General features: G+C 52.3%; 27 protein-coding genes and 1 riboswitch. Of the genes, 12 read left to right on the forward strand and 15 right to left on the reverse strand.

Features of this window, described 5'->3' with window-relative positions; all coding sequences use genetic code 11:
• Positions 1-59: 59 nt before the first annotated feature.
• From glnE to glgS, 3 genes are all read left to right on the forward strand, one after another.
• On the forward strand, positions 60-2900 hold the full coding sequence (gene glnE, locus IB222_RS03270; protein WP_149281957.1) for a bifunctional [glutamate--ammonia ligase]-adenylyl-L-tyrosine phosphorylase/[glutamate--ammonia-ligase] adenylyltransferase: 2841 nt from the start codon (positions 60-62) through the stop codon (positions 2898-2900).
• Positions 2901-2959: 59 nt separating this feature from the next.
• Positions 2960-4393, forward strand: coding sequence for a bifunctional D-glycero-beta-D-manno-heptose-7-phosphate kinase/D-glycero-beta-D-manno-heptose 1-phosphate adenylyltransferase HldE (gene hldE, locus IB222_RS03275; protein WP_003828429.1), 1434 nt, complete (start codon positions 2960-2962; stop codon positions 4391-4393).
• A 296-nt stretch (positions 4394-4689) separates the two neighbouring features.
• Positions 4690-4896: a cell surface composition regulator GlgS gene (gene glgS / locus IB222_RS03280; protein WP_008785836.1), complete on the forward strand. Its 207-nt coding sequence runs from the start codon at positions 4690-4692 to the stop codon at positions 4894-4896.
• Between the two features lie 33 nt (positions 4897-4929).
• Here the strand turns inward: glgS and ubiK are convergent, their stop codons facing one another.
• Positions 4930-5226, reverse strand: a complete 297-nt coding sequence (gene ubiK, locus IB222_RS03285) for a ubiquinone biosynthesis accessory factor UbiK (RefSeq protein WP_003828426.1) — start codon at positions 5224-5226, stop codon at positions 4930-4932.
• A 132-nt stretch (positions 5227-5358) separates the two neighbouring features.
• A riboswitch (FMN riboswitch) is annotated at positions 5359-5508 on the forward strand.
• A 106-nt stretch (positions 5509-5614) separates the two neighbouring features.
• Here ubiK and ribB point away from each other — a divergent pair.
• A complete protein-coding gene (gene ribB / locus IB222_RS03290) occupies positions 5615-6268 on the forward strand; it encodes a 3,4-dihydroxy-2-butanone-4-phosphate synthase (protein ID WP_003828424.1) in 654 nt (217 codons plus the stop codon).
• Between the two features lie 84 nt (positions 6269-6352).
• On the opposite strand, the gene dsbI is transcribed toward ribB, so the two are convergent.
• Genes dsbI through IB222_RS03305 form a run of 3 tightly spaced genes read right to left on the reverse strand, consistent with a single transcriptional unit; the run spans position 6353 to position 9533 of the window.
• Positions 6353-7030: a protein-disulfide oxidoreductase DsbI gene (gene dsbI, locus IB222_RS03295; protein WP_149384535.1), complete on the reverse strand. Its 678-nt coding sequence runs from the start codon at positions 7028-7030 to the stop codon at positions 6353-6355.
• Positions 7031-7044: 14 nt separating this feature from the next.
• Positions 7045-7713 (reverse strand): thiol:disulfide interchange protein DsbA/DsbL, encoded by a 669-nt coding sequence (locus IB222_RS03300; protein WP_063941833.1) that lies wholly within the window; start codon positions 7711-7713, stop codon positions 7045-7047.
• 23 nt (positions 7714-7736) lie between these two features.
• Entirely contained in the window at positions 7737-9533 is a 1797-nt protein-coding gene (locus tag IB222_RS03305; protein ID WP_003828419.1) for an aryl-sulfate sulfotransferase, read from the reverse strand.
• 397 nt (positions 9534-9930) lie between these two features.
• Here IB222_RS03305 and IB222_RS03310 point away from each other — a divergent pair, with 397 nt between their 5' ends.
• Positions 9931-10107, forward strand: coding sequence for a hypothetical protein (locus tag IB222_RS03310; RefSeq protein ID WP_003828416.1), 177 nt, complete (start codon positions 9931-9933; stop codon positions 10105-10107).
• A gap of 65 nt (positions 10108-10172) precedes the next feature.
• Here the strand turns inward: IB222_RS03310 and zupT are convergent, their stop codons facing one another.
• Positions 10173-10946: a zinc transporter ZupT gene (zupT, locus tag IB222_RS03315; protein WP_003024600.1), complete on the reverse strand. Its 774-nt coding sequence runs from the start codon at positions 10944-10946 to the stop codon at positions 10173-10175.
• Between the two features lie 147 nt (positions 10947-11093).
• Here zupT and ygiD point away from each other — a divergent pair, with 147 nt between their 5' ends.
• Complete coding sequence (gene ygiD / locus IB222_RS03320; protein ID WP_003828413.1) at positions 11094-11882, forward strand: 4,5-DOPA dioxygenase extradiol; 789 nt, start codon at positions 11094-11096, stop codon at positions 11880-11882.
• Between the two features lie 85 nt (positions 11883-11967).
• Here ygiD and IB222_RS03325 read toward each other — a convergent pair whose 3' ends face one another.
• From IB222_RS03325 to tolC, 3 genes are all read right to left on the reverse strand, one after another.
• Positions 11968-13128, reverse strand: a complete 1161-nt coding sequence (locus IB222_RS03325) for a glutathionylspermidine synthase family protein (RefSeq protein WP_149384536.1) — start codon at positions 13126-13128, stop codon at positions 11968-11970.
• Positions 13129-13133: 5 nt separating this feature from the next.
• The gene (locus IB222_RS03330; RefSeq protein ID WP_149384537.1) at positions 13134-13811 is read right to left on the reverse strand and encodes a DUF1190 family protein; all 678 of its coding nucleotides are present in this window, start codon (positions 13809-13811) and stop codon (positions 13134-13136) included.
• A 147-nt stretch (positions 13812-13958) separates the two neighbouring features.
• The gene (gene tolC / locus IB222_RS03335; RefSeq protein ID WP_003828407.1) at positions 13959-15443 is read right to left on the reverse strand and encodes an outer membrane channel protein TolC; all 1485 of its coding nucleotides are present in this window, start codon (positions 15441-15443) and stop codon (positions 13959-13961) included.
• Between the two features lie 205 nt (positions 15444-15648).
• Between tolC and nudF the strand changes: the two genes are divergently transcribed.
• From nudF to parE, 5 genes are read left to right on the forward strand one after another with little or no spacing between them, the layout of a single operon-like run.
• Positions 15649-16281 carry an ADP-ribose diphosphatase gene (nudF, locus tag IB222_RS03340; RefSeq protein ID WP_048225550.1) on the forward strand — a complete coding sequence of 211 codons (633 nt, stop codon included), beginning with the start codon at positions 15649-15651 and terminating at the stop codon, positions 16279-16281.
• Positions 16278-16700, forward strand: coding sequence for a DUF1249 family protein (locus IB222_RS03345; RefSeq protein WP_003024582.1), 423 nt, complete (start codon positions 16278-16280; stop codon positions 16698-16700). The genes nudF and IB222_RS03345 overlap by 4 nt, the downstream gene beginning before the upstream one ends.
• Before the next feature lie 24 nt (positions 16701-16724).
• Positions 16725-17552: a 3',5'-cyclic-AMP phosphodiesterase gene (gene cpdA / locus IB222_RS03350; RefSeq protein ID WP_008785825.1), complete on the forward strand. Its 828-nt coding sequence runs from the start codon at positions 16725-16727 to the stop codon at positions 17550-17552.
• The gene (gene yqiA / locus IB222_RS03355) at positions 17552-18133 is read left to right on the forward strand and encodes an esterase YqiA (RefSeq protein ID WP_003024575.1); all 582 of its coding nucleotides are present in this window, start codon (positions 17552-17554) and stop codon (positions 18131-18133) included. Before cpdA ends, yqiA begins: the two co-directional genes overlap by 1 nt.
• A 28-nt stretch (positions 18134-18161) precedes the next feature.
• On the forward strand, positions 18162-20054 hold the full coding sequence (gene parE / locus IB222_RS03360) for a DNA topoisomerase IV subunit B (protein ID WP_003024571.1): 1893 nt from the start codon (positions 18162-18164) through the stop codon (positions 20052-20054).
• A 106-nt stretch (positions 20055-20160) separates the two neighbouring features.
• Here the strand turns inward: parE and IB222_RS03365 are convergent, their stop codons facing one another.
• From IB222_RS03365 to qseB, 4 genes are all read right to left on the reverse strand, one after another.
• Positions 20161-20475 (reverse strand): putative quinol monooxygenase, encoded by a 315-nt coding sequence (locus IB222_RS03365; protein ID WP_003024557.1) that lies wholly within the window; start codon positions 20473-20475, stop codon positions 20161-20163.
• A gap of 30 nt (positions 20476-20505) precedes the next feature.
• A complete protein-coding gene (locus IB222_RS03370; protein ID WP_003828397.1) occupies positions 20506-21087 on the reverse strand; it encodes an NAD(P)H-dependent oxidoreductase in 582 nt (193 codons plus the stop codon).
• A gap of 109 nt (positions 21088-21196) precedes the next feature.
• Positions 21197-22546: a quorum sensing histidine kinase QseC gene (gene qseC, locus IB222_RS03375; protein ID WP_149384538.1), complete on the reverse strand. Its 1350-nt coding sequence runs from the start codon at positions 22544-22546 to the stop codon at positions 21197-21199.
• Entirely contained in the window at positions 22543-23202 is a 660-nt protein-coding gene (gene qseB / locus IB222_RS03380) for a quorum sensing response regulator transcription factor QseB (RefSeq protein WP_003828394.1), read from the reverse strand. The genes qseC and qseB overlap by 4 nt, the downstream gene beginning before the upstream one ends.
• A gap of 150 nt (positions 23203-23352) precedes the next feature.
• On the opposite strand from qseB, the gene IB222_RS03385 reads away from it, so the two are divergent.
• On the forward strand, positions 23353-23751 hold the full coding sequence (locus tag IB222_RS03385; protein WP_003024544.1) for a YgiW/YdeI family stress tolerance OB fold protein: 399 nt from the start codon (positions 23353-23355) through the stop codon (positions 23749-23751).
• Between the two features lie 45 nt (positions 23752-23796).
• On the opposite strand, the gene IB222_RS03390 is transcribed toward IB222_RS03385, so the two are convergent.
• From IB222_RS03390 to tssD, 3 genes are read right to left on the reverse strand one after another with little or no spacing between them, the layout of a single operon-like run.
• Positions 23797-24477, reverse strand: a complete 681-nt coding sequence (locus IB222_RS03390) for a DUF2931 family protein (protein WP_148361472.1) — start codon at positions 24475-24477, stop codon at positions 23797-23799.
• On the reverse strand, positions 24474-24917 hold the full coding sequence (locus IB222_RS03395) for a hypothetical protein (protein ID WP_332873267.1): 444 nt from the start codon (positions 24915-24917) through the stop codon (positions 24474-24476). The genes IB222_RS03390 and IB222_RS03395 overlap by 4 nt, the downstream gene beginning before the upstream one ends.
• On the reverse strand, positions 24866-26011 hold the full coding sequence (gene tssD / locus IB222_RS03400; protein WP_332873266.1) for a type VI secretion system tube protein TssD: 1146 nt from the start codon (positions 26009-26011) through the stop codon (positions 24866-24868). The genes IB222_RS03395 and tssD overlap by 52 nt, the downstream gene beginning before the upstream one ends.
• Positions 26012-26188: the final 177 nt, after the last annotated feature.

The following is a 26188-nucleotide window of genomic DNA, read 5'->3' on the forward strand; positions in this document are numbered from 1 at the left end:
CATGTAGGCCGGATAAGGCGAAAAGACGCATCCGGCACCATTCAAAGGATAACCCGTAAATGAAGCAGCTCTCTTCACCGTTACAGCAGTACTGGCCGACCGTTGTTGAGCGGCTGCCAGCAGCAATATCTGAGTCCTCGCTTAGCGTTCAGGCGAAGTCAGTACTTACATTCAGTGATTTTGTCCGTGACAGCATTATTGCCCATCCCGAATGGCTGGCTGAGCTGGAAAGCACCCCACCCCTGGCAGATGAATGGCAACACTATGCCGACTGGTTACAGCAAGCATTGGCTGACGTTAGTGACGAAAACACGCTGATGCGTGAGTTACGCCTGTTTCGCCGTCGCATTATGGTGCGTATCGCCTGGGCACAGACGCTGTCGCTGGTGACCGAAGAGAGTATTTTGCAGCAGCTAAGCCATCTGGCTGAAACGTTGATCGTCGCCGCGCGTGACTGGTTATACGCCGCCTGCTGTCGCGAATGGGGTACGCCCTGTAATCCTGAAGGTGTGGCGCAGCCGCTGCTGATTTTAGGCATGGGGAAACTGGGTGGCGGCGAGCTGAATTTTTCCTCCGATATCGATCTGATTTTTGCCTGGCCAGAACATGGCAGCACACAGGGCGGGCGCCGCGAGCTGGATAACGCCCAATTCTTTACCCGTATGGGCCAGCGGCTCATCAAGGTATTAGATCAGCCCACAATGGATGGGTTTGTCTATCGGGTGGATATGCGTTTACGCCCGTTTGGCGACAGCGGTCCGTTGGTACTGAGCTTCTCTGCGCTGGAGGATTATTACCAGGAGCAAGGGCGCGACTGGGAACGCTATGCGATGGTCAAAGCCCGCATTATGGGCGATGCCGACGGCACTTACGTCAGCGAGCTTCGTGCCATGCTGCGGCCTTTTGTTTTCCGTCGCTATATTGATTTCAGCGTGATCCAGTCGTTGCGTAACATGAAAGGGATGATTGCGCGTGAAGTGCGCCGCCGTGGTCTGAAAGACAACATCAAGCTGGGGGCGGGCGGTATTCGCGAAATTGAATTTATCGTGCAGGTATTCCAGCTTATTCGCGGTGGGCGCGAGCCGTCGCTGCAATCCCGCTCGCTGTTACCGACGCTTAGCGCCATCAATGCGCTGCACCTGCTGTCTGATACCGATACGGAACAACTGCGAGCAGCCTATCTCTATTTACGCCGCCTGGAAAACCTGCTGCAAAGCATCAATGATGAACAGACCCAAACGCTGCCAGGCGATGAACTGAATCGCGCGCGGCTGGCGTGGGGGATGAACGTTGATGACTGGCAGCAATTAACTGATGTGCTGGCCAATCATATGGACAACGTACGCCGGGTATTTAACGAGCTGATTGGCGATGACGAGGCCGAAACTCAGGAAGAGTCGCTCTCAGAACAGTGGCGCGAACTGTGGCAGGATGCATTACAGGAAGATGACACCACGCCGGTGCTGACGCATCTGGCGGATGACGATCGTCGGCGCGTGCTGTCTCTGATAGCCGATTTCCGCAAAGAGCTGGATAAACGCACTATTGGCCCACGCGGACGCCAGGTGCTGGACCATTTAATGCCGCATCTGCTGAGCGATGTCTGTACGCGTGACGACGCCTCAGTCCCGCTGTCGCGCATTACCCCTCTGCTGGTGGGGATTGTTACCCGTACGACCTATCTGGAACTACTAAGCGAATTCCCCGGGGCGCTGAAGCATCTGATATCGCTCTGTGCGGCCTCGCCGATGGTCGCCAGCCAGCTGGCGCGGTATCCGCTGTTGCTCGATGAACTGCTGGATCCGAACACCCTGTATCAACCCACCGCGACGGACGCCTACCGTGATGAGCTGCGCCAGTATTTGCTGCGCGTGCCTGAAGATGATGAAGAGCAGCAACTGGAGGCTCTGCGCCAGTTTAAGCAAACGCAGCTACTGCGTATTGCCGCGGCTGATATCGCCGGTACACTGCCGGTGATGAAGGTGAGCGACCATTTAACCTGGCTGGCGGAAGCTATTATTGATGCGGTAGTCCAGCAGGCGTGGACGCAGATGGTCGCGCGCTACGGTCAACCCACTCATCTTAGCGAACGCGAGGGGCGTGGTTTTGCCGTCGTCGGTTATGGCAAGCTGGGCGGCTGGGAACTGGGGTACAGCTCGGATCTCGATTTGATCTTCCTGCATGACTGTCCGATGGACGTGATGACGGACGGTGAGCGTGAGATTGACGGGCGACAGTTCTATCTGCGTCTGGCGCAGCGCATTATGCACCTCTTTAGTACCCGTACTTCGTCCGGTATTTTATACGAAGTGGATGCGCGTTTGCGTCCGTCAGGGGCGGCGGGGATGCTGGTGACATCAGCTGACGCTTTCGCCGATTATCAGCGTAACGAAGCCTGGACATGGGAGCATCAGGCGCTGGTGCGTGCTCGCGTAGTGTACGGCGACCCGCAGTTGACCTCTCAGTTTGATGCGATTCGTCGCGATATCATGACCCTCGTCCGTGATGGGAAAACCTTGCAGACCGAGGTGCGCGAAATGCGTGAGAAAATGCGTGCCCATTTGGGTAATAAGCATCGCGATCGTTTTGATATCAAAGCGGATGAAGGCGGCATCACAGATATTGAGTTTATTACGCAGTATCTGGTGCTGCGCTATGCGCATGAAAAACCGAAGCTGACGCGCTGGTCGGATAACGTGCGCATTCTGGAATTACTGGCGCAAAACGACATTATGGACGAGCAGGAAGCGCTGGCGCTTACCCGTGCTTATACGACGTTGCGTGATGAACTTCACCATCTTGCATTGCAGGAACTTCCGGGCCATGTGGCGCCGGAGCACTTCGACGCTGAACGTACACTGGTGCGTGACAGCTGGCAGAAGTGGCTGGGTGCCGAGTGAAGTGTGCTATTATCGCGCGCAAATTTTAAGACACTCAGAGAATCTCTCAGGAGACAGGAATGAAAGTAACTCTGCCAGAGTTTGAACGTGCAGGAGTCATGGTTGTCGGTGATGTGATGCTGGATCGCTACTGGTACGGTCCTACCAGCCGTATTTCACCTGAAGCGCCTGTTCCGGTGGTAAAAGTGGATACCATCGAAGAACGTCCCGGTGGTGCAGCAAACGTGGCGATGAACATTGCCTCTCTGGGAGCGAATTCGCGCCTGGTGGGCCTGACCGGTATTGACGACGCGGCGCGTGCGCTGAGCAAAACGCTGACGGATGTAAACGTAAAATGCGATTTCGTATCCGTGCCGACCCATCCGACGATCACCAAACTGCGCGTGCTTTCCCGCAATCAGCAGCTGATTCGCTTGGATTTCGAAGAAGGTTTTGAAGGTGTGGATCCGCAGCCGCTGCACGAGCGTATTAACCAGGCGCTGGGTTCTATCGGTGCTCTGGTGCTCTCCGACTACGCCAAAGGCGCGTTGGCAAGCGTGCAGCAGATGATTGCTCTGGCGCGTAAGGCTGGGGTGCCGGTGCTTATCGATCCGAAAGGAACCGATTTTGAACGCTACCGTGGCGCAACGCTGCTGACGCCGAACCTGTCTGAGTTTGAAGCGGTGGCGGGCAAGTGCAAAAGCGAAGATGAACTGGTTGAACGCGGCATGAAAGTGATTGCTGATTTCGATCTTTCCGCACTGCTGATCACGCGATCCGAGCAGGGGATGACGTTACTGCAACCGGGCAAATCGCCGCTGCATATGCCGACGCAGGCGCAGGAAGTGTATGACGTGACCGGTGCAGGCGATACGGTTATTGGCGTGCTGGCGGCGACGCTGGCGGCGGGTAACTCACTGGAAGAGGCGTGCTATTTTGCTAACGCCGCAGCCGGTGTTGTCGTTGGTAAGCTGGGGACCTCTACCGTTTCACCGATCGAGCTGGAAAACGCCGTGCGCGGTCGGGCTGATACTGGCTTTGGCGTGATGAGCGAATCTGAGCTGAAACAGGCCGTTGCCAGCGCCCGCAAGCGCGGCGAGAAAGTGGTAATGACCAACGGTGTGTTCGACATCCTGCATGCGGGCCATGTTTCCTATCTGGCGAATGCGCGCAAGCTGGGCGATCGCCTGATCGTGGCGGTCAACAGCGATGCTTCGACCAAACGTCTGAAAGGTGAAACGCGTCCGGTCAACCCGCTGGAACAGCGTATGATCGTACTGGGCGCGCTGGAATCTGTCGACTGGGTGGTCTCTTTTGAAGAAGATACGCCGCAGCGTCTGATTGCTGGCATTCTGCCGGATCTGCTGGTCAAAGGCGGCGACTATAAGCCGGAGCAGATTGCGGGCAGTGAAGAGGTGTGGGCGAACGGCGGTGAAGTGCTGGTGCTGAACTTCGAAGATGGCTGCTCCACGACTAATATCATCAAGAAGATCCAGAAAGACAGCGATAAGTGAACCCTGACCTGATAGCCGGATAAGCGAAGTTCCTTCAGGCTTACAGGATGTACCGATTACAGGCCGGATAAGACGTTTGCGCGTCACAATCCGGCTTTTTTTCGCTTTATTCTTCAGCCGCTGCGCCTCTTTCCCTGATATACCCGCCATACTTCAAGCCTTCTTAGATTTCATAGGAAACTGTGAACCCGCGCAGTAGTTTTGCGCACAATATGTACAGAATAACTTCGTATCCAGGGAAATACTGAAATTAGAAAAAGCATATGGCCTTAGCAGATATTCAATAACTGGAGGGTATGCTCATGAACAGCAATATGTATTCACTAAACAATTTCGATTTCCTGGCCCGTAGTTTTGCCAGGATGCAGGCTGAGGGCCATCCCATTGATATCCAGGCAATAACCGGGAACATGGATGAAGAACATCGTAGCTGGTTTTGCAAACGCTATGCGCTGTACTGCCAGCAGGCGACGGAAGCCAGGAAGCTAGAACTGGAACACTAACAGAAAAACGGGCCTTGCGGCCCGTTGTCGTTTTTACTCTTGCGGATCGACTGACGGGATCGCGGGGGCAGGTTTAATTTCTGCCGTTTTATCACGTGATTCAAGCTCAGTCAGACGTTGCTCAAGCATCGCCAGCTTTTCGCGCGTGCGCAATAAAACCTGAGTCTGTACATCGAATTCTTCGCGGCTTACCAGATCCAGACGGGTCAGCTGTGACTGCAGCGTTTGACGAATTTTCTTCTCGACGTCTTCGCCAAACTCGCGGATCCCTTTCGGCATCGACTCGTGAACCTGACGAGCAATCTGCTCAATTTTTTTCGGGTCAATCATTGTGGTTTCCCTGAACTGGTACGTGTTGCTGCCTATTGTAGTGCGAACTGGCACAGGCATAAACCAGAATTGTGTGAAGCTAAGACGAGTAAAGGCGTTGATGAAGGTAATCAATAGCGTTATAGTTAACCCGCTTATTCTCAGGGCGGGGCGAAATTCCCCACCGGCGGTAAATCAACTGATGTTGAAAGCCCGCGAGCGCTTTTTGTTACGGCAAAAAGGTCAGCAGATCCGGTGTAATTCCGGGGCCGACGGTTAGAGTCCGGATGGGAGAGAGTAACGATCCAGTCGGGCATGGACCCGCTCACGTTATTTTTTTGCCGCTTAGACGGTACTCCTAAGACTGCCCTGATTCTGGTAACCATAATTTTAGTGAGGTTTTTTTACCATGAATCAGACGCTACTTTCCTCTTTTGGTACGCCTTTCGAACGTGTTGAACATGCGCTGTCTGCGCTGCGTGAAGGACGCGGTGTAATGGTGCTTGACGACGAAGACCGTGAAAACGAAGGCGATATGATTTTCCCGGCAGAAACCATGACTGTTGAACAGATGGCGCTGACCATCCGTCACGGTAGCGGTATTGTATGCCTATGCATCACTGAAGACCGACGCAAACAGCTCGATCTGCCAATGATGGTGGAAAACAACACCAGCGCTTACGGTACCGGTTTTACCGTGACCATTGAAGCCGCAGAAGGCGTGACCACCGGCGTTTCCGCTGCAGACCGTGTTACTACGGTACGTGCGGCAATTAAGGATGGCGCTAAACCTTCCGATCTTAACCGTCCGGGGCACGTTTTCCCGCTGCGTGCTCAGGCAGGTGGCGTGTTGACCCGCGGTGGTCATACTGAAGCAACCATCGACCTGATGACGCTGGCAGGGTTTAAACCGGCGGGTGTGCTGTGCGAACTGACCAATGACGATGGCACCATGGCGCGTGCGCCAGAATGCATCGAATTTGCCGGTAAGCATAATATGGCTGTGGTTACTATCGAAGACCTGGTGGCTTACCGTCAGGCGCATGAGCGCAAAGCCAGCTAATTGCTGACTACCGCGACAACCGTGGTAGGGATAAAAAAACCGAAGTCAGTTTTCTGGCTTCGGTTTTTTGTTATTGCGGCCTGGCTATTTTTTTCTGGCCAGTTTAAGTGCCCAGGCTCCGCTCATTACCAGCAACAGCACTAAACACAAACCAAAGGCGAGCAGGCAGGCCTGCGCCATATTCATAAAATGCCATGGCGGGAGCAGATACCAGCCTTCGGACTGCTGGTACAGATCGACAAACCACTTTTGCGTACTGCTGACCGCTACGCCATCGGGAACGACAGGTGCGTCATAGCCGCAATCTCCAGTGGGCTTAAACCATTCTGGAGCCCAGTTTGCCAGCGGCAAATTGAAAGGGAATGTCGGATCGGTGGAACATCCCTGTACACCAAAGAGTGAATCCGGGTCCGGGTTATGTACTGCATAATGGATGCCATTAAGTTTGATTGAAAACTTAATGCCCATAATGCTGCCATAAAATGCCGCAATGCAGCCGACCAGTTTTAGGATGAGGTTTTTAGGGTTTATTGCCGCGATCAGCCCACCGAAAACCATCACAAACATGGCAAAGCGGATGTATACACATTGCTCGCAAGGGGCCATGTAGAGATAGATTTGGAAGAACGAGTGCGCCAGAATAATTAACCCACCCATGGCACAAGCCATTAGCAACCACAAAAAGCGACGCTCCTGCCATCTCACCAGGGTATCAACCGGTGCGGTAAATAAGTCTCGCCACAATCCTTTGATAAAATCCATAGCCGGTTCCCTGTTTATTTTGTCGCCAGCTCTCTGACAAGCTCAGCCATGGAATCAATCGATTTGATGCTTTTGGTGTAGATCAGGTACTTACCATTGACGACGTAAGCCGGAACCCCCTGGATTTTGGCAACATCATAGGCCGCTTTCCATTTTTCCAAGGTCTCCTGAACTACGGGTTCTTTTAAGGCGTTCTCGAAGTCTGCTTGACTCATACCCGCAGCATCCAGCCCTGTTTTGATGAATGAAGCGGGATCTTTACCGTCAGACCAGCGTTCCTTCTTGTCGTGGTAGGCAGTGTAGTAAGCAAACTTGGCTTTTTTGAACTGTGATTTGGCGTCAAACAATGAGACCCCTGCGGCCTGATCCTTCGCAATCATTACTGCAAATACTTCACTGGCCTGTTTACCGTATTCTCCTTTGGTCTCGAGATGAAAAGGTGTGAAGGCGACGAGATCGGCAACTTTTTCTGACACCGGGCCGGTCACGGCTTTATCATATTTGTAGCAGAATGGGCAGGCATAGCTGAATACTTTGATCAACGTTTTATCAGCATTGGGAATCGGTTTCTCCAGCACCATATAGTCAGTACCTTCAGTAAAAGCCGATGCTGCAAATGGTGTTACCAGCGCCGCCGTTAATACCACGCTTTTAAATAATGAAGTAATCCATTTAGATGACATAATTAATCCTTAATCTAACGATACTATTTAAACATTTGTTGTGGGCGAACCAGTAATGCGCGGTAGTGCGTTTGGTTTGGTTTATCGGAAAGGACATCAATTTCGACTTTGACTTCTTTTGTTTTGTAGTCAATTTCGTTGATTTTGCCGGTGGTTGGCTGTCCAACGTCAAATAAATTAATAGAACCACCAAATCCAAACATGGTGTCGCGGTCTTTTTGATATTCAATTACCGACGTGATAGGACTGTAGAAATCATAACCGCGCTCTTTCCCGTACTCCCAAATTTGCTGAACGGTTCCTTTTTTCTCGTCAATTTTATATTCGACGAACCGGGAATATTTCATTGTTGGTAGCGCCGGTTGTTCGAGTCCACGCCCATCGCCATTGTCAAAGATGGTTAGCGTTCCTTTGCTGGAGAGCCAGGCGGTGTGTTGGGTGTAGGTAAAATCGAAATCAGTATTCTCGCACTTACCGTTTTCATCACACTTCAGCGCATTGCCCTTATCATCAACCGGTTTTAACAATTTGCTTGCCAGCGACTTATTCCAGCCTTTAGACGGTGCCAGAATCCATTTCACCTGTTTATCGCGACCGATTTTGACGACACCCTGATGGCGGGAAGAAAGAATGATGGAGTCATCTTTAGCGTCATAGGCAATGGAGTTGACGTGAGCCCAGTTACGGCCCGCACCAACGCCGAGGGCGTCACCATAGGGGGTATCTGGCTCCAGTTTCGCCTGTTGGCCTGCGTGAGCGAGATCCACGTTGACGCATACCGCGCCTGCGTCCAGCGCACCCAGCAGCGCGTCACGCATCGGGTCGAGAATTTTGGTTAGATCCCACACGTCAACAACACGTCCAGATTTATCGACTTCAATAATCTGGTCGCGGATGGTATGCACGTGAAGACCATCCTCTTTGCGATAGTCGCGTTTACCTACGCGCAGCAATACAGTGTTATTGACCGTTTCGATCGATTCATGTGATGCATCCATGAATCCGCGCGGTAGTTTATGGTCGGCCAGAATCTGGCCCAGCATATCGAATTCATACCAGTGCTGGCCTTGTACGGCGGTGAATGTGCCGCGCGGTGTCTCACGAATACCCATCAGGTAGCCGCGCTTGTTGATATCCATGTCGTGGCCGTCATAGAAGGTGTCCTGATCCAGCCACCACCGATATTCGCCTTCCGTATCGACGACAAAGGTAAAGGGTGCGATATCAAAAGGGAGTGCGCCGCCAGCCGGACCCGCATCCAGGATGCCGGCATTTTTATCTTTTTCACCATGCCAGTGGAATTCTGCACCCTGCGGGGTAAAGGTATGGGTATTCACCAGATAAAGGCGATCTTCAAAACCCGGTGCTACTTTAATCACTTTTGTTTGCTGTAAATCAGATATAGAGCGGTTATCCATATAGTGATTAACGATAGCGGATGTTTGCACCACGTAATCATCTTTCATGGTTTTGCCATTTTCTTTATATTCAACGGTTACCTTATTTGCGAACTTTTGATAAAGGCCAAAAATAGGAATGCCATCGTACGTGGCGAGCGACTCTTTGCCGACGGTATAAGTCACCGGAACGCCTTTTTCACCTTTACCATGGACGGTAACTTTAACATCTGAAATAACGTGGCTATCTAATTCAACCAGCGCAGTAAGCGGGGCATTTCCATAAGGGTCAACTACTATTGCGCCCAATTTTCCTGCAGGCTGGGCCGGTTGAAAACCAGCGGCAAGAGAGTTTCCTGCTGCCAATCCAAATGTCAGTGCCAGAGTCCCAGCCAGAAGTGTTTTTCGGTATTGTGTAAACATGGATATATCTCCTTATATTACCTATAAATATAATTTTGCTGAATATATTATGTTTTTACTATTTTGATAAAATAAAATGGTATTACTAATGCTACATTTCACAATGTATTAATTAATGTTGATGAAATGTATTATTCTGCAGGAGCTAATTTTTATTATTTTCTGGATAGTATGAGTGCGATATTTTAAGAACAATATTTATTATTGCGTAGTGTGATCTTGTCGACATTGTTTTAATTGTTTATAACGAGTTTGGCTAATAGCTTAGCCGCTGATTTATATGATCGAAATCATATATTTGTTTCTGAAATATGCCACTATATGAGTATGTCAGAATAAGGTTGTGTAAAATTTTAACGTTAAATGTTTAATGATGTTAAATTTTAAGGGTAGAAGAATGTTTATTGCCTGGTATTGGATTGTATTAATTGCACTCGTTGCGGTGGGTTATTATTGTCATATGAAACGTTATTGTCGGGCATTCCGCCAGGACAGAGATGCCTTACTTGAAGCGCGAAACAAACTCTTTCGCCGTTCTGGTGAAGATAACAGCGCGATTAAGGAACAGGATTAGTCCTTCATATTCTGCTATGGATGAGCGGATGCTGTAAATTTGCAGAGTGGCATCCGCCCTCTGGATTATCCGATTCCCATCGACTGGAGGATGACGAGGCTTAACCCCATCACCGACATTCCACATAACACCCCATAGCTGGGATTATTATTGGGATCGATCTCTTTTGCCAACGGCATCAATTCATCGACGGACAGCGCCACCATAATACCTGCGACAGCCGCCATTATTGCCGCCATCACCACCGGTGATATAAGGCTACCGAGAATTAACCACGCCAGTACGCCGCCCAGTATTTCTGCCATACCTGAAATCCCTGCCCAGAATATCGCCGTACGTTTGGAGCCTGTGGCGGCATAGACGGGACCCGCCACCGCTAATCCTTCAGGAATATTGTGCAATGCAACGGCGAGGGCAATACCAAAGCCCAGCTCAAGGTTGCTACTGGCGGTAACAAACGTCGCAATCCCTTCAGGAAAGTTGTGCAGGCTGATGCCGAGCGTTAATAAAATCGCGGTGCGTTTAATAGAGCCGGGTAGAGGCTGCGTTGTTTTTTGTACCAGATCCTGAGGGTGCGCGTGCGGCAATAGACGGTCCAGACCAAAGTAGCCCAGTAAGCCGACGATAAACATTCCGTAGCCCAGCACTGGCGACATACCTTCAGCGGCCAGCGCAGCAGGTAGCATCTCCATAAGGGAGATCAGTAGCATAATCCCGGCGGCGAAGCCTAAAGAAAAGGCGAGAACGCGGTTAGACGGTTTTTGCCCTAACACGCCGAGAAATGCGCCGATAAACGTGGCGGCACCTGCCAGTAAAGTCAGAAGTAAAGGTACTGACATCGACAAATAAAACTCCTTATCAATCTGCTGTCCGGGTTGGATCGTCAAAATAACTGATGATCTTCATCATGGTTATCTGAGTTCTTCATCAACCGAATAAGCGTATTGTGGTGGTATCAAAATGACTCCCTCAGTAAGGATATCATCATGTCTTCAACTCGTATGCCAGCATTGTTTTTGGGCCACGGTAGCCCGATGAATGTTCTGGAAGATAACGTTTATACCCGTGCCTGGCAGCAACTGGGGGAAACGTTGCCGCGTCCGAAAGCCATTGTGGTGGTCTCGGCGCACTGGTTCACCCGTGGAACGGGTGTGACTGCGATGGAAGCCCCCAAAACGATCCACGATTTTGGCGGTTTTCCGCAAGCATTATATGACACCCATTACCCGGCTCCTGGTTCTCCTGAACTGGCGCAGCATCTGGTTGACTTACTTGCTCCAGTGCCTGTGACCCTGGACAAAGAAGCCTGGGGTTTTGACCACGGTTCCTGGGGCGTGCTGATCAAGATGTACCCGAATGCGGATATTCCGATGGTGCAACTGAGCATTGATAGCACCAAACCCGCGGCATGGCATTTTGAGATGGGCCGTAAGCTGGCGGCGCTGCGTGATGAGGGCATTATGCTGGTGGCCAGTGGTAACGTGGTGCATAATCTGCGCACTGCGCGCTGGCACGGTGAGAACACGCCTTATCCGTGGGCGACTTCATTCAATGATTATGTTAAGGCAAACCTGACATGGCAGGGACCGGTTGAGCAGCACCCATTGGTGAACTATCTCGATCATGAAGGTGGATCGTTATCAAACCCGACGCCGGATCACTATCTGCCGCTGCTGTATGTACTCGGGGCATGGGACGGTAAAGAGTCTGTCACGATCCCGGTAGATGGTATTGAGATGGGAAGTTTAAGTATGTTGTCGGTGCAGGTTGGATGATGAATGCCCGATGGCACTGCGCTTATCGGGCAATAAGTTCATGCTGAAGGCCGGGTAAGGCGGAGCCGCCACCCGGCACTCTCAATTATTCGACAAAAATATGCGGATAGAAACGTGACAGATCCTGTGTGATCAACGCGCGGTCTTCACGAATGCCGATCCCGGCTGGTTGATCGTTGATCAGCCAGCTGCCAATCAGCATATAGCTGTCGCCAAACTTCGGTAGCTGATGGAACTCCTGCACGATCATACCTTCTTCACCGTACGGTCCTTCCACTGCTTCGATCGTTTTACCGTTCTCAACAATGGAGACGTTAGCCCCCTCGCGTGAGAAGATCGGTTTGACGACGAATTTATCCATATGCGGATGATCGTCTTCGGCGAAGTACGCTGGCAGCAGGTTCGGATGGTCCGGGAACATTTCCCATAACAGCGGCAACAGTGCTTTATTGGAGATAATGCTCTTCCAGGCCGGTTCCAGCCAGCGAACGCCAGCATCTTCCAGCTTGGTGGAGAACATTTCACGCAGCATGAATTCCCATGGATAGAGCTTGAACAGGTTAGCGATTACCTGATCCTGCATGTCGGTGAACTGACCTTTTTCACCAAGACCAATATCTTCTACATAGAGGAATTCTGTAGCGATCTCAGCTTCGGCCGCGCAATCCTGTAGATACTGGATCGTACCGCGATCTTCCACCGTATCACGACAGCAGGTCAGATGAAGCAGTTGAAAACCATACTGCTCACGCAGCTCGGTGAAACGCTCGATCAGTTTTTCCTGCAGACTGTTGAACTGATCGCTGCCTTCCGGCAGGTTGCCCGCATTGAGCTGATCTTCCAGCCAGATCCACTGGAAAAACGCGGCTTCGTACAGCGAGGTTGGCGTATCGGCGTTGTTTTCTAAAAGCTTGGGTTCACCCGTGCCGTCCCATGCCAGATCGAGACGTGAATAGAGCGACGGTTGCTGCGTCTGCCAGGACTGGCGGACAAAGCCCCAGGTATGCTTCGGAATGCGAAACTTGGTCATCAACTCATCGCTGGCGATGACCTTTTCCACCACCTTGAGGCACATTTGATGCAGCTCTGCGGTGACCTCTTCCAGCTTTTCGACCTGAGCAAGGGTGAGCTTATAGTACGCGTCTTCACACCAGTACGGCTCGCCGTACATCGTGTGAAAATTGAAACCGTATTCGGTGGCTTTGTCGCGCCAGTCCGGGCGCTCAACAATACTGACTCTTTCCATGACGATCAGCCACCCATTGAACGTGTGGTGGTGCCGCTTGCGCTACGCTGCATGGTGCTCTGTTTGGCCACAGACTCACCAAATCCGCCGCGGGTTACGGTAGAGGTGGTGGCAGGTTTCGGTGCCATAGCGGTTTTCGGTACGGTCATGGTGCGACCCGGCGTTGCTGCACCGTAGTTTTTACCGCTGGCATCCGTGTATTTGCCGTAAGCCGGGCTGGCTGGGTTTTTCGAGCTGAACAGCGGTTGCTGAGCGCCCATTCCGCCGCCCATCAGTCGGCCCATCATGTAGCCCGCCATCAGCGGCATCCAGAAGCTGCCGCTGCTTTGATTCTGCGCCTGAGCCTGGCCTTCACCGGTCGGCGCCATACCTGCTTGCGCAGGAGCCTGCTGGCACTCGCCTTCGCCGAATTCAGCGATACAGTCTTCACGAGTGGCGTATTTTGGCGCGGTACGTTCAGCTTCTTTCAGCGCATTGTTAAACGCAGTAGTACATTCGGCGCTTTTACCCGGGTTAGCTGCAGAGCAGTCGTCAGCGTTCTGATAAAGCGAAACCGTTTCGTCGCTCTTTTCACAGCCCGCGAGCATAAACACAGCGGTAACTGCCAGGGCGACAGGAGTCAGATGGCGCGCGCTCCAGCTTTTGCGGAACGAGGCGTGATGTATAGATTTTGTCCGTTTCATTTATGTCTTCCAGTACCCAGTGGTAACTCTGCTCAGAATAGAGGATGACTGGTCGAAATTGAAGCGGGAAGAGGCGAGAATGCGGAAGAAGAGGCGGATCTTTACGTTGTCTTACGTTCAGACGGGGCCGAAGCCCCGTCATCAGCATCAGTTACGGAACGGGTTGTTGCCGTTGCTGCTGGTTGAACGCGCGGCCGTTGGCTGAGCCGCAGGCGTCGCGCTGTTGGACGTATAACCGTCCGCCGCGGCATCTTGCTGCGCGTTTTCCGGCGCGATCGTATCCGGAGTCGTGGATACGGGTTTACCCAGCGTATTGTTCAGTGCTACCAGATCCTGCTCGTTCAGCGTACCGAGCGCAGATTTGACGTTTAACTGGTTAATAAGATAGGTATAACGCGCATTCGCCAGTTGCTGCTTGGCGTTGTACAGCGTGGTGGTGGCATCCAACACATCCACGATGGTACGTGTACCTACGGAATAGCCGGCTTCCATCGCATCCAAAGAGCTTTGGGCCGAGACAACCGCTTGTTTGTACGCGTTAATGCTACTGATAGACGCATTAATGTTGTTGAACGAAGAACGCACGGTCTGCACCACGCTGCGGTGCGCGCTTTCCAGCTGTTCGCTCGCGCCAACAAAGTTGTACTGCGCTTGTTTCACCTGCGAGTTAACCATTCCACCCTGATACAGCGGCAGCGAGAAGCTCAGACCAATTTTGTTCTGGCCCATATTGCTGTCGTCGTACTGATTACCCGTCGCGCCACCGTGGGTTTTTGACCCGCTGTAGGAGGTGTCAGATACCCCGGTAGAGGCGGTCAGGTCCAGAGTCGGTAAATGACCATCCTGCGCCAGACGAATCTGCTCACGCGCCAGATCCTGGCTCAAACGGGCCTGCAATAATGACAGGTTGCGGTTTTCTGCTTCTTTCAGCAGCGCGTTCACCGCCTGCGGTTTGTTGGTTTTAAAACCATCAACGTTCAGTGAAGCCAGTTCCGGGTAGTAGTTACCGGTTACCTGGCGCAGCTGTTCTACCGCGTTATCCAGATTGTTACGCGCGGTAACTTCGTTCGCCAGTACAGTATCGTATTGTGAACGGGCATTCTGTACGTCAGTGATGGCAACCAGGCCAACGTTAAAACGCTGAGTGGTCTGATCTAACTGACGATAGACCGCATCTTTCTGTGCCTGGGTATAAGAAAGCACGTCAATTGCGTTCAATACGTTAAAATAGGCTGTGGCGGTATTCAGGATCAGCGTTTGCTGATCGGTCTGATAGGTCACGTCCTGGATGCCCGCTGATTTTTCTTGCAGCGTCAGGGCACGCCATTTAGACATGTCAAAAATAGACTGAGTTAACTGCAAAGATGCGCTGGTTGCATTGGAGTTGACGCCATTTGCATCACGGTAGCCATTGCTGTAGGTGTAATCGGCACCTAAACCCAGTTGCGGCAGCAATGGACTACGCGCTTCGTTAATTTTTTCGAATGCAGCATCGCGATCGGCGGCGGATTTACGCAATTCCGGGTTGCTCAGGCGTGCTTGCTGATAAACCTGCATCAGGTTTTCTGCCTGGCTCAAAGTACTGAACCCCGACAGGCTCAGGCCGATAAGGATGGGGAGCAATTTCTTCATTTGCATTCCTTGTTGTGAAGCAGTATTTAGCGCTGATCAAATTGTAAAAATATTTGCTGATTCTAGCAGAATCCGCCACTTCAAAAAGTTGGCGTTACGTGCCATACGGCGTTAATTTGCATCAATTTAACACAAGGACGTTCAAACATCAGTCAAACGACCTTGAAATTCACATTTTAATCACTATTGGTTTCAGGACAGCACAATGCGTAAACCAGACAACTTGCCAATGACTTTCACTAAAAATGATGTAGAAATTATTGCACGAGAAACGCTATACCGCGGTTTTTTTTCACTGGATCTTTATCGGTTTCGCCACCGCCTGTTTAACGGGGGGATGAGCGGTGAGGTAACGCGCGAAATTTTTGAGCGCGGACACGCGGCTGTCTTGCTACCCTTTGACCCTGAGCGGGATGAAGTTGTGCTGGTCGAGCAGATTCGTATTGCGGCATTTGATACCAGCGAAAGCCCGTGGCTACTGGAAATGGTAGCCGGAATGATCGAAGAGGGCGAAACCGTTGAAGATGTCGCCCGTCGTGAAGCAATGGAAGAGGCCGGGCTGGAAGTTAAAAGGACGAAACCCGTTCTGAGCTATCTGGCAAGCCCGGGTGGCACCAGTGAGCGTCTGTCTATTTTAGTCGGCGAAGTGGACGCCACGACCGCGAGCGGAATACACGGTCTGGCTGATGAAAACGAAGATATTCGTGTTCATGTGGTAAGCCGGGAACAGGCTTACCAATGGGTAGAAGAGGGGAAAATCGACAACGCAGCGTCTGTCATCGCCTTGCAATGGTTACAGCTGCACTATCAAGAGTTAAAAACTGAGTGGAAAAAATGAAGCGTTACACACCTGACTTCCCTGAAATGATGCGTCTGTGCGAAACCAACTATTCGCAATTGCGCCGCCTGCTGCCACGTAATGATGCAGCCGGTGAAACAGTGAGCTATCAGGTAGCAAACGCACAATATCGGTTAACGATCGTTGAATCGACCCGATACACTACGCTTGTCGCGATCGAACAAACGGCACCGGCCGTCACCTACTGGAGCCTGCCGTCATTGACTGTGCGCCTGTATCATGACGCAAGGGTGGCTGAAGTGTGTTCAAGTCAGCAGATCTTTCGCTTCAAAGCGCGGTATGATTATCCAAATAAAAAGTTGCATCAACGCGACGAAAAGCATCAAATTAATCAGTTTCTGGCCGACTGGTTACGGTACTGTTTAGCACATGGAGCGATGGCGATTCCGGTTTATTAGCGTCGTGAAACCTAAGGACACCATTTGGAAAGCCTGTTAACCCTTCCTTTGGCTGGTGAGGCCAGAGTCAGGATCTTACAAATTACAGACACTCACCTGTTTGCCGAAAAGCATGAAACGCTGCTGGGTGTGAACACCTGGGACAGCTATCAATCCGTACTGGATGCAATACATGCAGAGTCGCCTGAGTACGATCTGATCGTCGCGACGGGTGATTTGGCGCAGGATCAATCCGCTGCGGCTTATCAGCATTTTGCTGAGGGCATCGCAAGTTTTCGTGCGCCTTGCGTTTGGCTACCGGGCAATCACGATTTTCAGCCGGCAATGTACAGCGCGCTGCAGGATGCGGGCATTTCCCCGGCCAAACGCGTTTTCATTGGCGAACAGTGGCAAATATTGTTGCTGGACAGCCAGGTGTTCGGCGTTCCCCACGGTGAGTTAAGTGAATTCCAGCTCGAATGGCTGGAGCGTAAACTTGCTGATGCGCCAGAGCGTAATACCTTGTTGCTTCTGCATCATCATCCTCTGCCTGCAGGCTGCAGCTGGCTCGATCAGCACAGTCTGCGTAATGCCGCTGAGCTGGATAACGTGCTGGTGAATTATCCTCGCGCCAGGTATCTATTGTGCGGGCATATTCATCAGGAACTGGATCTGGACTGGAACGGTCGCCGTCTGCTGGCGACACCGTCGACCTGCGTGCAGTTTAAACCGCACTGTTCCAACTTCACATTGGATACCATCAGCCCAGGCTGGCGGACGCTGGAGCTTTTTGCCGACGGAACATTGCAGACTCAGGTACGTCGTCTGCAGGGTAATCGGTTCCACCCTGATACCGCTTCAGAAGGCTACTGATGTCTACGCTTCTCTATCTTCACGGATTTAATAGCTCTCCTCGTTCGGCGAAGGCGTGTTTACTGAAAAACTGGCTGGCGGAGCACCACCCGCACGTTGAGATGATCGTGCCGCAGCTACCTCCGTATCCAGCGCAGGCCGCAGAGATGCTGGAATCGATCATTCTTGAACATGGCGGAGAGTCGCTGGGGATTGTCGGTTCCTCTTTAGGCGGTTATTACGCCACCTGGCTGTCGCAATGTTTTATGCTGCCGGCAGTGGTGGTGAACCCTGCCGTACGGCCTTATGAACTGCTGGTCGACTATCTCGGTCAAAACGAGAACCCCTACACGGGGCAGCAATATGTGCTAGAGTCACGCCATATTTACGATCTTAAAGTCATGCAGATTGACCCGCTGGAAGCGCCGGATTTGATCTGGCTGCTCCAACAAACGGGCGATGAAGTGTTGGACTACCGCCAGGCGGTGGCGTATTACGCCTCCTGCCGTCAGACAGTTATTGAGGGCGGAAACCACGCATTCACGGGCTTCGAAGATTATTTCAACCCGATTGTCGATTTCCTTGGACTGCACAGTTTCTGACGATCAATTCGAATTGCTTATTTAAACCATGACGCAAACTTATAACGCTGATGCCATTGAGGTACTCACTGGGCTTGAGCCGGTACGCCGTCGCCCAGGGATGTACACCGATACGACCCGTCCGAACCATCTTGGACAGGAAGTGATTGATAACAGTGTGGATGAAGCACTGGCGGGTCACGCAAAACGCGTGGACGTGATCTTACATGCCGACCAGTCACTGGAAGTCATTGATGACGGACGCGGCATGCCGGTAGATATTCACCCTGAAGAAGGCGTTCCGGCGGTTGAGCTGATCCTCTGTCGTCTGCACGCGGGCGGCAAGTTCTCTAACAAGAACTACCAGTTCTCCGGCGGTCTGCACGGTGTGGGTATCTCCGTCGTCAACGCCCTGTCCAAACGTGTGGAAGTGAACGTGCGCCGCGACGGGCAGGTATACAACATCGCGTTTGAGAATGGCGATAAAGTGCAGGATTTACAGGTTGTCGGTACCTGCGGCAAACGCAATACCGGGACCAGCGTGCACTTCTGGCCGGATGAAAGCTTCTTTGACAGCCCGCGTTTTTCTGTTTCGCGCTTAACGCACGTACTGAAAGCAAAAGCGGTACTGTGCCCAGGCGTTGAGATCACTTTTAAGGATGAGGTCAACAACAGCGAGCAGCGCTGGTGCTACCAGGATGGTTTAAATGACTATCTGAGCGAAGCGGTGAATGGCCTACCGACGCTGCCGGAAAAACCGTTTATCGGTAATTTCAGCGGTGAGACGGAGACGGTGGACTGGGCGCTGCTCTGGCTGCCGGAAGGCGGCGAGCTGCTGACCGAAAGCTATGTGAACCTGATCCCAACCATGCAGGGCGGTACGCACGTTAACGGTCTGCGTCAGGGACTGCTGGATGCGATGCGCGAGTTCTGTGAATACCGTAACATCCTGCCGCGTGGCGTGAAGCTGTCGGCGGAAGATATCTGGGATCGCTGTGCTTATGTGTTGTCGGTAAAAATGCAGGATCCGCAGTTTGCCGGACAAACCAAAGAGCGCCTCTCTTCGCGTCAGTGTGCGGCATTCGTCTCTGGCGTGGTGAAAGATGCTTTCAGTCTGTGGCTGAACCAGAACGTGCAGTCAGCCGAACTGCTGGCTGAGATGGCGATTTCCAGCGCGCAGCGTCGTCTGCGTGCGGCGAAAAAAGTAGTGCGTAAAAAGCTGACCAGCGGTCCGGCGCTGCCGGGTAAACTGGCGGATTGTACCGCACAGGATCTTAATCGCACCGAACTGTTCCTTGTCGAAGGTGACTCGGCGGGCGGATCGGCCAAGCAGGCGCGCGATCGTGAATATCAGGCGATCATGCCGCTGAAAGGTAAGATCCTCAATACATGGGAAGTCTCTTCCGATGAAGTGCTGGCTTCGCAGGAGGTTCACGATATTTCCGTGGCGATCGGCATCGATCCGGACAGCGACGATCTGAGCCAATTGCGCTACGGCAAGATCTGTATCCTGGCGGATGCGGACTCCGATGGCCTGCACATCGCCACGCTGCTGTGCGCGCTGTTTGTGAAACACTTCCGCACGCTGGTGAAACACGGTCACGTCTACGTGGCGCTGCCGCCGTTATACCGTATCGACCTTGGTAAAGAGGTGTATTACGCGCTGACGGAAGAAGAGAAAGCGGGCGTACTGGAGCAGTTAAAGCGCAAGAAAGGCAAGCCGAACGTGCAGCGCTTTAAAGGTCTGGGTGAAATGAACCCGATGCAGCTTCGTGAAACTACGCTGGATCCGAACACCCGTCGCCTGGTGCAGCTCATTATCGATGATGAAGACGATCAGCGTACCAACGCAATGATGGATATGCTGCTGGCCAAAAAGCGTTCTGAAGATCGTCGAAACTGGTTGCAAGAGAAAGGCGACCTGGCGGATCTCGAAGGGTAATTGCATGTAGAAAAGCCGGAGACGGGCGTAAAATGCCTTATCCGGCTCTCATCTGACGAAGCGATTTATGCCGGATAGCTAAGCGTCACCCGGCAAATCGACAATCTTAAATGCCCGACTCCAGAATACGAATATTCATGTCCAGCACGTCACCTTTCACGGCTTCGCTGTAGGCTTTCATATGCGGGGTCTGCAAATGCGCTTCAAGATGCGCGATGCTTTCCCACTGCTCAACCATCACGATTGAATCTGGCGCTGTGGTCTGAAAACTCACACCCGCGGCATGATCCACCATCGGCGCATAGCCGTGGCAGCCTTCTTCTTTCAGTACGGTCGGAACGATTTTAGCAAACTGATCCAGTACCGCCTGGCGGTGATGTTGACCTGGACGTGTACGGATTTCTGCAATAACGGTAAGCATGGTTAACTCCTTCTAATTCCAGGTTACCAGTTAACCAAAAATTTCGGTCAGATGCTTGCGATATTCTGCGATATAACGCGGGACGTCCGGCATTTTAATCACGTCATTGGTGATAAAGGTCGGCAGCGCTTCCATTCCCAGGAACTGGTTTGCTTTATGGAACGGGAGATAGACGCCATCAACGCCAACGCCATGGAAAAACTGGTCTTTTTCAGTGAAGGCTTCCATCGGTGCGTTCCAGGTCAGGGACAGCATGTATTTTTTGCCCTGAATCAGCCCGCCGGAGCCGTATTTTTTAGAGGCATCTGAACGTGTGCGGCCGTCGCTGGCGTACAGCGTACCGTGACCTTCGGTAAACACGTCATCGATGTATTTTTTCACGGTCCACGGTGCGCCCATCCACCAGCCAGGCATCTGCCAGATAACCGCATCGGCCCAGACGAAATTCTGCACTTCTGCTTTTACGTCATAATCGCTGTCTGCGCGTACGACTTTAACATCATGCCCGAGGTCGCGCAGGATACCGTCCGCGACCTCGGTCAGGGTGTCATTCAGTTGACCATTAGAATGGCCGAATTTTTTCGCCCCGTTGATAATTAGAATGTTGCTCATTTTGTGTCCTCAAGGAAATACGTTTGAGGACGATTTTACTCCCACCAGCGGTGCGGTGAAATTAGCAAAATGTGCAAAGTCTTTTGCTATGTGAGCAACAATAACGCAATTACCAACTGACTTTTGCTTCAAAGCCACCTTCCGGGGCATTGCCAAACGAGGCTGACATCCCATGTAATATCGCGATACGGCGGACAATCGACAGACCGAGACCGCTGCCAGTCACGCTTTGTCCCGGCGGACGATAAAAGCGTTCACCGATGTGTGTAAGTACCTCCGGCGCAACGCCAGGACCATTATCTTTGACGCTGAAGTTACGGGCGTTGAGCGTCACTTCCACAATGCTCCCCTGCGGACTGTAGCGAATGGCATTATCCAGCAGATTTCGTACCATCAGGCTCAGCAACAGCGGCTGTCCTGTGCGCGTTATATTGTGTGCGTTAATCTGCAAACGTACGTCAATATGCGCCTGCTGGGCCGGGTGGTAGATATCCATCACCGCGGATTGCAGTAGCTCCTCCAGCGAGATTTCTGCCACATCCTGAAGATTATCGAGGGAGTCGAGGCGCGAAAGCGTCAGGAGCTGATCGACCAGTCGGGTGGCGCGTTCAATTCCCGCATGCAGCTGCACCAGCGCTTTTTCCCGCGTTTGCGGGTCGTCGTCTGACAGTTGCACCACTTCGGTTTGCACCTTCAGCGCGGTCAATGGACTGCGTAGCTCGTGAGCAGCGTCAGAGGTAAAGCGTCGTTCGCGGACCATCATAGAGTGGATACGGGTAAACAGCTGATTAAGCGATTCAACCAGCGGGCGCACTTCGCTTGGCACACCTTTCGGGTCGAGCGGTTCTTCTGACTCCGGGGCGCGCCAGCGCAGAGCTTGCGCCAGTTTTTTTAGCGGCCTGAGTTCGCGACTCAGCATGACCACCAGGATCAGCAACATCAGCGGCAGCGCAACCAGCCACGGGGTTAACTGTGCGGTAAGGATCGACAGCGCCATATCCTCCCGGTACTCCCACTCCTGGCCCACCACAATGCGATATTTTCCATCAGCGGAATTCAGCCACAGGAAGCGCCAGGAATCGTTGTCGCCCCTGACTTGGCCGTCGCTAAACCCCTCCCGGCTGTAGCTGTAGGGAATATCCTGGCCATTGTCGCCATCGTGTAGCACCATTTTGCCGTCGGTGGAGTAGATGGCAAACGCCAGTGCGTCGTCATCAATATGGCCATGTTTCAGTTTTTTTGGCGTGCGGGCCATCGTGCTTGAGGTGGTGACATCGCTGATATCCAGCGTGCTAAGCCGCTTGGCGAACAGCATCAGCTGCGTATCAAACAGCTCATCGACATTATCGGTAGTCTGCCTCCAGGCCACAAAACTGGATACGGCCCAGGTCGCTGATGCCAGAATCAGAAAAATAAGCGTTAGCCTGACTCGCAGGCTGAGGCGTTGTGTGAGTTTCATGCGTCACCCAGGGTATAGCCAATGCCATGCACGGTACGGATAAAGTCGCTGCCGAGCTTACGGCGTAAGTGATGGACGTGGACCTCAACCGCATTGCTGGAGACATTTTCGTCCCAGGTATACAGTTTTTCTTCAATCAGTTTGCGGGGCAGGACGCGACCTTTGTTGCGCATCAGCAGTTCCAGCAGCGCGAACTCTTTAGGTTTGAGTGACAAAGGTTCACCCGCCGCCGTGGCGACCAGCGCGCCGGGATCGAGCGTTACCTGGCCATGGCACAATGTGTTGCTGGCCTGGCCGCTGGCACGACGTACCAGTGCCTCCAGTCTGGCGGCAACTTCGATCAGCGCAAAGGGTTTGCACAGATAGTCATCTGCGCCCAGGCGCAGGCCTTCAACGCGTTCTGCCAGCGCGTCGCGAGCGGTCAGAATCAGCACAGGCTCCTGCTTTCCGTTGGCTCGCCATTCGCGCAAAATGTCCCGTCCGTCTATGCCTGGCAGCGTCAGGTCGAGTATTACCGCATCATAAGGTGCGCTGTAGAGTGCTTCTTTCCCTTGCCGACCTTCGGTAAACCAGTCGATGCTGAAACCCATTTTACTCAGACCTGTTTTCAGGCCATCGCCAATCAACGTGTCATCTTCGATCAGTAAAATACGCATATGTTCATCCCTGCGATAACTCATTTGCAGTCAGTAAACCTGTGGCTACAGTCTCTGTACAGCAAAAAAAGTATCTTTTTTTGCCTTAAGAACTTGTTAAGGATTAACTTATTTAATAGTCGTAAACCAACATGAAAGGGAGACATGACGATGAAAAAATTAGCTGCAATGGTTGCCGTAATGGCACTGTGTTCCGCACCTGTTCTGGCAGCTCAGCAGGGCGGCTTCTCTGGGCCAACGACAACCACCACGCAGAGCCAAAACGGCGGATTTGTCGGCCCGAACGGTAGCAGCACGACGGTAGAAAGCGCCAAATCACTGCGTGATGACACCTGGGTTACCCTGCGCGGGAACATCGTTGAGCGTATTTCCGACGACCTGTACGTGTTTAAAGATGCGACCGGCACGGTGAATGTGGATATCGACCACAAGCGCTGGAACGGCGTAACCGTCACACCGCAGGATGTGGTTGAAATCCAGGGTGAAGTGGATAAAGACTGGAACTCCGTTGAAATCGACGTGAAACAGATTACCAAAGTTGCTAAGTAATCCCCATCAGGGCCGCATTCGCGGCCCTTTTCTTTAGAACCAGTCTCAATCCCAGTTGCCATAGGGGTAGGTTTTACCGTTGATAAATGCCTGCGTTGACGGGAGGAAGGTAAAACTGCCGCCCGGGACGACGTAGTCTTTACACAGGGTCAGGTCCTTGCCGGAGCGGGTTGTCAGTTTCAGGGGCGTGACCGGCAGGCTGGGGCGTCCGGCGACATCGGAAAACCAGATTTTGACCTTGCCGCCGGGAGACAGGCCAAACACCATACTGTCGTACCAGACGGTCTCGCCATACCAGGTATGATCGGCAGGTGTTTTCATCCTCTGCCAGGTTTCGGGGCCGAAGACGGCGCTGGTTTCATAGGTCTGCTGGTCAATATAGGAATCCCAGCAGAAGACAATGTACTGTGGGGGCTTGTTGACTTTGTTGAACTGATCGCCAAAACCATGCGCGTTTTCAGCCCATTCTTTGACGGAATCAGGGTCGGGAGAAGCCTGGTCAAGCGTATTAAACGTATACAGATAACCATCGGTGTCGATAACTCTTGCGTGGTTGACCATTGAGGGTAATTCATAGGGGGTGATAAAAGCGAAGATCCACTTACCGTAAGGTAGGGTCCAGTCGCCGCTGGCGGCCTGTTTTGACTGTAAAGGGTGAGACTGATGTGGGCTGCAGCCTGCAGCGGCCAGGAACAGGGCAAGCGCCAGGGCGTAAGATATTTTCATCGTTTATTTCCATCCATGTTGTAAATGGTTCTGATCCAGTTAGCGTCCGGCCGGTTGACAAAGCTGACGGTTTCCGAGGCTGATGCTCCACCCTGTAACTCCCCGCTCTGTTTGAGCTCCACTGCATTCCAGTGGGCTGAGCAGTGGATATAGCGGCCGGCAATCCGATCCACCTCTTCAGGCGTAAAGCCGGCGGTGCTTCTGTGCTGACGGGCTGCTTTTCCCATTTCCCGGGCTTGTTCGCACAACGGCTTTAGCGCATCCGGTAGGGCGTGTCTCTGAATTTTATCGACGTCCGACAGTAACGCCCCGGCCTCAACCGCCGCATCGACCATCACCCGCAACGCTACCTTCGACCAGTCGAAAAAGACCGTCCGCTGGCGCAACGTCAGGGCGGCAAAGGTGCGTTTCTGTGGCTGGCTGTAACGGTCAGCAGGCACCCGCGGGTCCTCCCAGACCTCCGGGATGATCTCATGGGTGCGTATAATGGGCATGATAGCCGGTGAATGTTCGAGCACACGCAGTTGCGCCATCGTCTGCGCGTATATGTGAGACTGCGCCCCGGGCTGGCTCTGCGGCTGGGTTTCCACCTGCGGACGGGTGAGAAAGAGGTCTTCGCGTAGTTGCGGCAAATAGCCGCCGCCGATATCGGAGTGCACGCCGGGAAGCGCCAGCTCTGGCCAGGCGGGGGCCACGCTGTTAAGGGCGAAGTACCCGCCCGGGTGCCAATTCCTTCTACATATAGTCTGTTTTGTACATAACTGCTGTCTGCAGGAAATTGCCACTGATATAACTCATTCAACCAGTGAATATTCGTGTAATAACCCAGATAGCTGGTCGCTCCTACCCCGCTGATCCCCATCTTCTCCTGCGCATTTCTGGCAAGAATGCTTTGGGCATCCGGACTCTCAATATCAAAATGCTGCGCGGTGAGCGCCTCAAGCATGTTGCGGGTATTCACGGCGTTATTGCCGGTGCCGTCGAAGAATATCCCCAGCACCAGCGTCACCTTACGCACCGGCTGCTCTGCGGGCAAAATGCTCTTTTGCACCACCGGGAAAAGCCGATCGTAATTGTCCGGTGTCAGCAGGTAATCAAACTCGGTGCAGGCAATCAGATGGCGACACAGAATATGATCGTAATTTATCGATATATATTCATAATCCATATCGTTCATCTTGGACTCCTGGTGAATAGCCTGCACCGTCGCACCACGAAGTTCGATTAAGTAATATTTTTCCATGCGACCGCATCGATTGATGCGGTATATATCAAACGTCATTTTAAGATGTTCATTATTATTAATAGCATTGCAGAATAACGGAGAGCTTTTATCCAGGAGTTTGCAAAAGCGCAGGCCGAGGTGCTTAACGCCGCCTTGTATGCTGCTTTGCGCCTGCGTCAGGCTGAAGACAAAGATACTATCTTCATGCGCTGACTGATAGCGATTGCCCACGGAGGCCTGCGAGTTACAGCCTGCAGAAATCGGTCCTTGAATATCACCCTCGAGCGTTAAATAAATAAGGCTGCTCATTTATTTTCCCTTAAGGAGGTTTTTACTCAGGAAGAAGCGTAATGATAAAACGGATAAAATAACCTGCCATCAATCAAATTAAGTCGCAAATTTAGTTTATTATTTAATCGTAAAAGGAAGCGCTAATAGAAAAAATAGCCTGCATTCTCTCTGCTCGTGATGGCGATACTGCCGCGT

The sequence above is a fragment of the Citrobacter sp. C13 genome (assembly GCF_014596815.2).
GTDB lineage: Bacteria > Pseudomonadota > Gammaproteobacteria > Enterobacterales > Enterobacteriaceae > Citrobacter > Citrobacter portucalensis.

Bases quoted from the DNA above. Each gene is read 5' to 3' on its own strand.
- glnE (WP_149281957.1), top strand. From the start codon at position 60: ATGAAGCAGCTCTCTTCACCGTTACAGCAGTACTGGCCGACCGTTGTT.
- hldE (WP_003828429.1), top strand. From the start codon at position 2,960: ATGAAAGTAACTCTGCCAGAGTTTGAACGTGCAGGAGTCATGGTTGTC.
- glgS (WP_008785836.1), top strand. From the start codon at position 4,690: ATGCTCATGAACAGCAATATGTATTCACTAAACAATTTCGATTTCCTG.
- ubiK (WP_003828426.1), bottom strand. From the start codon at position 5,226: ATGATTGACCCGAAAAAAATTGAGCAGATTGCTCGTCAGGTTCACGAG.
- ribB (WP_003828424.1), top strand. From the start codon at position 5,615: ATGAATCAGACGCTACTTTCCTCTTTTGGTACGCCTTTCGAACGTGTT.
- dsbI (WP_149384535.1), bottom strand. From the start codon at position 7,030: ATGGATTTTATCAAAGGATTGTGGCGAGACTTATTTACCGCACCGGTT.
- IB222_RS03300 (WP_063941833.1), bottom strand. From the start codon at position 7,713: ATGTCATCTAAATGGATTACTTCATTATTTAAAAGCGTGGTATTAACG.
- IB222_RS03305 (WP_003828419.1), bottom strand. From the start codon at position 9,533: ATGTTTACACAATACCGAAAAACACTTCTGGCTGGGACTCTGGCACTG.
- IB222_RS03310 (WP_003828416.1), top strand. From the start codon at position 9,931: ATGTTTATTGCCTGGTATTGGATTGTATTAATTGCACTCGTTGCGGTG.
- zupT (WP_003024600.1), bottom strand. From the start codon at position 10,946: ATGTCAGTACCTTTACTTCTGACTTTACTGGCAGGTGCCGCCACGTTT.
- ygiD (WP_003828413.1), top strand. From the start codon at position 11,094: ATGTCTTCAACTCGTATGCCAGCATTGTTTTTGGGCCACGGTAGCCCG.
- IB222_RS03325 (WP_149384536.1), bottom strand. From the start codon at position 13,128: ATGGAAAGAGTCAGTATTGTTGAGCGCCCGGACTGGCGCGACAAAGCC.
- IB222_RS03330 (WP_149384537.1), bottom strand. From the start codon at position 13,811: ATGAAACGGACAAAATCTATACATCACGCCTCGTTCCGCAAAAGCTGG.
- tolC (WP_003828407.1), bottom strand. From the start codon at position 15,443: ATGAAGAAATTGCTCCCCATCCTTATCGGCCTGAGCCTGTCGGGGTTC.
- nudF (WP_048225550.1), top strand. From the start codon at position 15,649: ATGCGTAAACCAGACAACTTGCCAATGACTTTCACTAAAAATGATGTA.
- IB222_RS03345 (WP_003024582.1), top strand. From the start codon at position 16,278: ATGAAGCGTTACACACCTGACTTCCCTGAAATGATGCGTCTGTGCGAA.
- yqiA (WP_003024575.1), top strand. From the start codon at position 17,552: ATGTCTACGCTTCTCTATCTTCACGGATTTAATAGCTCTCCTCGTTCG.
- parE (WP_003024571.1), top strand. From the start codon at position 18,162: ATGACGCAAACTTATAACGCTGATGCCATTGAGGTACTCACTGGGCTT.
- IB222_RS03365 (WP_003024557.1), bottom strand. From the start codon at position 20,475: ATGCTTACCGTTATTGCAGAAATCCGTACACGTCCAGGTCAACATCAC.
- IB222_RS03370 (WP_003828397.1), bottom strand. From the start codon at position 21,087: ATGAGCAACATTCTAATTATCAACGGGGCGAAAAAATTCGGCCATTCT.
- qseC (WP_149384538.1), bottom strand. From the start codon at position 22,546: ATGAAACTCACACAACGCCTCAGCCTGCGAGTCAGGCTAACGCTTATT.
- qseB (WP_003828394.1), bottom strand. From the start codon at position 23,202: ATGCGTATTTTACTGATCGAAGATGACACGTTGATTGGCGATGGCCTG.
- IB222_RS03385 (WP_003024544.1), top strand. From the start codon at position 23,353: ATGAAAAAATTAGCTGCAATGGTTGCCGTAATGGCACTGTGTTCCGCA.
- IB222_RS03390 (WP_148361472.1), bottom strand. From the start codon at position 24,477: ATGAAAATATCTTACGCCCTGGCGCTTGCCCTGTTCCTGGCCGCTGCA.
- tssD (WP_332873266.1), bottom strand. From the start codon at position 26,011: ATGAGCAGCCTTATTTATTTAACGCTCGAGGGTGATATTCAAGGACCG.